This is a genomic window from uncultured Empedobacter sp. (assembly GCF_937930195.1).
Classification (GTDB): domain Bacteria; phylum Bacteroidota; class Bacteroidia; order Flavobacteriales; family Weeksellaceae; genus Empedobacter; species Empedobacter stercoris.
Genome location: NZ_CALGVK010000042.1, coordinates 1 through 2,901, shown reverse-complemented (window position 1 = coordinate 2,901; position 2,901 = coordinate 1). Strand labels below are relative to the sequence as shown.

The window sequence follows — 2,901 nt, the reverse complement described above, 5'->3', positions numbered from 1 at the left end:
GACGTTACTTTTAATATTTTTTCTACGGTATGTTCTTTATCTCCTGGATTGATACGCTCTGGTGAATATCCTGCGAAGAAATCTTGGTTAAATTTAAGACCAGATACTTTTTCTAAAACAGGAATACATTCTTCTTCTGTTACACCTGGATATACCGTCGATTCGTAGATGACAATATCTCCTTTTGACAATACTTTCCCTACTGTTTCAGAAGACTTGTACAACGGTGTCAAATCTGGACGATTGTGCTTGTCTACTGGTGTAGGAACCGTTACTATATAGATATTGGCGTCTTTGATGTCGTCTAAATTTGATGAGCAGAATAAACCATGGGTTGGTTGAACTGTTGAATCGTTTAATTGATTAATTGGATTCTCAGTAACTAAAACTGATTGTAATACTTCATCAGAAACCTCTAATGTTAAGTCGCATCCTTGATTCAATTCGTTGATACGTTTTTGATTGATATCGAAACCTACTGTTGGAAATTTTGTTGCAAATAAACGAGCTAAAGGTAATCCTACGTACCCTAATCCAATTACTGCTATTTTGTGTTGTATATTCATTTGTTTATTTTATGATTAATCGTGTAAATGTGTGAACGTGTAAACGTGTGAACGTGTGAACGTGTAAACGTGTGAACTTGTGAACGTGTAAATGTGTGAATGTGTGAACTTGTGAACGTGTGAACTTGTAAATGTGTGAACGTGTGAACTTGTGAACTTCTTTACTTCTTTACTTGTAAACATGTAAACTTGTGAACTTGTTAACTTCTTCACTCCTTCACCTCTTCACATACATTCTATTTCAAATTTTCCCAATACCATTTTACAGCTTCTTTCAAGCCTTTGTCAATTGTATGAGTCGGTTGATAGCCCAATAATGTTTTAGCTTTTTCTATAGATGCCAACGAATGTGGAATATCTCCCACTCTATTTGGTCCATGAACTGCTTCTATCGTTGCGATTTCTGCATCGTATTCGCTTAAATATTCACGTAAATAGTTAACCAAATCGTTTAAGGTTGTTCGATCTCCTACTGCTGTGTTGTAAACGGTATTTGTTGCTTCTTCATTTTCTGTTAACATCGCACGTTCATTCATCTGAATCACATTGTCAATGTACGTAAAATCTCTTGAATAATCTCCTGTTCCATTAATCTTAGGTGATTCGTGATTCATGAATTGTTTAACAAACAACGGAATAACTGCTGCATACGCACCATTTGGATCCTGACGACGACCGAATACATTAAAATAACGTAAACCAATACATGATAATCCGTAGGTTTTAGAAAAAATATCGGCATATAATTCATTCACATATTTTGTAATGGCATAAGGAGAAAGTGGTTTCCCGATGATATCTTCTACTTTCGGTAAATTTTCTGAATCACCATAAGTAGATGAAGATGCTGCATATACAAAACGTTTGACTCCTGCATCACGTGCTGCAACTAACATGTTTAAAAAACCAGATACATTTACGTCATTAGATGTAATTGGATCATTTATAGAACGTGGAACAGAGCCTAAAGCCGCTTGATGTAAAATATAATCTACTCCTTCTACCGCTTGATGACATGTTGCTAAATCTCGGATATCTCCTTCTATTAAAGTATAGTGTGGATTTGCTAAAAAAGGTTCTACATTGTGTCGATGACCCGTTGCAAAATTATCTAAACACGTCACTTGATAGTCTTTAGCTAAAAAATATTCGGTCAAGTTAGATCCGATAAATCCAGCTCCTCCTGTGATTAATATATGTTTCATACAATAAATAAGTTCGAATTTTTATGAGATGAACACGAAGTATTGTACGACAATTTAATCATCACAATTTGTTGAGAAGTATCGAGTGAATACTCTTTAATTATCAATCTCATATTTGTTTTATAGTTAGTTAGTTGTTAGTAAACGCAAATATATATCATATATTTATTAATTATGTTTCTTTTTAAACAAAAAAATGCAACACTTTTATTTTGTTGCATTTTTGTCTATAATTTTACTTACAAACTTTTATTAAATATTCTCCATAACCACTTTTACGTAAAGGTTGAGCAACTTGATGTAATTGTTCTTTATTGATATAACCCATGCGATAAGCAACTTCTTCGATTGCGCCAATTTTCAACCCTTGACGTTCTTCGATCACTTGTACAAACTGCCCAGCTTGCATCAACGAATTAATCGTTCCGGTATCTAACCAAGCTGTTCCACGATTGAAAACACCAACTTTCAACTTTCCTCTTTTCAAGTATTCGGCATTGATATCTGTGATCTCTAATTCTCCTCTTGGCGATGGTTGTATATTTTTTGCAATTTCAACCACATCATTATCATAAAAATACAATCCTGGAACGGCATAATTTGACTTGGGTTCAGTTGGTTTTTCTTCAATTGAAACAACTTCATTTTGCTCGTTAAATTCAACTACTCCGTATCGTTCGGGATCGCTCACCTGATAAGCAAAAACCAAGCCACCATCTGGATCTGCTGAATCTTGTAATAATTTAGACATTCCAGAAGCGTAAAATATATTGTCACCCAAGATTAAGGCTACTTTATCATCGCCAATAAATTCTTCTCCCAAAATAAAGGCTTGTGCCAATCCATCTGGACTTGGTTGTTCTTTATACGAAAATTTACATCCGATTTGAGAGCCGTCGCCTAATAATTTTTCGAAATGAGGTAAATCGTGAGGCGTAGAAATAATCAAAATTTCGTTAATCCCTGCCAACATCAACGTTGACAATGGATAATAAATCATTGGCTTATCGTAAACAGGCATCAATTGTTTACTTACCGCTAATGTTAACGGATGTAAACGCGTCCCTGAGCCTCCTGCTAAAATTATTCCTTTCATGTGTTTTTGTTGTTAGATGGTTAAAGGGTTAAAA

At 34.6% G+C, this 2,901-nt stretch carries 2 protein-coding genes and 1 pseudogene; all 3 read right to left on the bottom strand.

Features of this window, described 5'->3' with window-relative positions; translation table 11 throughout:
- Positions 1-566 (bottom strand): annotated as a pseudogene (locus Q0616_RS02350) (nucleotide sugar dehydrogenase); the annotation flags it as partial.
- A 236-nt stretch (positions 567-802) separates the two neighbouring features.
- On the bottom strand, positions 803-1,771 hold the full coding sequence (locus Q0616_RS02345) for an SDR family oxidoreductase (RefSeq protein WP_298774776.1): 969 nt from the start codon (positions 1,769-1,771) through the stop codon (positions 803-805).
- 235 nt (positions 1,772-2,006) lie between these two features.
- On the bottom strand, positions 2,007-2,867 hold the full coding sequence (gene rfbA, locus Q0616_RS02340; protein ID WP_298774774.1) for a glucose-1-phosphate thymidylyltransferase RfbA: 861 nt from the start codon (positions 2,865-2,867) through the stop codon (positions 2,007-2,009).
- Positions 2,868-2,901 lie beyond the last annotated feature (34 nt).

Coding starts and splice junctions, on each gene's coding strand:
- rfbA (WP_298774774.1), bottom strand. CDS start 2,867: ATGAAAGGAATAATTTTAGCAGGAGGCTCAGGGACGCGTTTACATCCG.
- Q0616_RS02345 (WP_298774776.1), bottom strand. CDS start 1,771: ATGAAACATATATTAATCACAGGAGGAGCTGGATTTATCGGATCTAAC.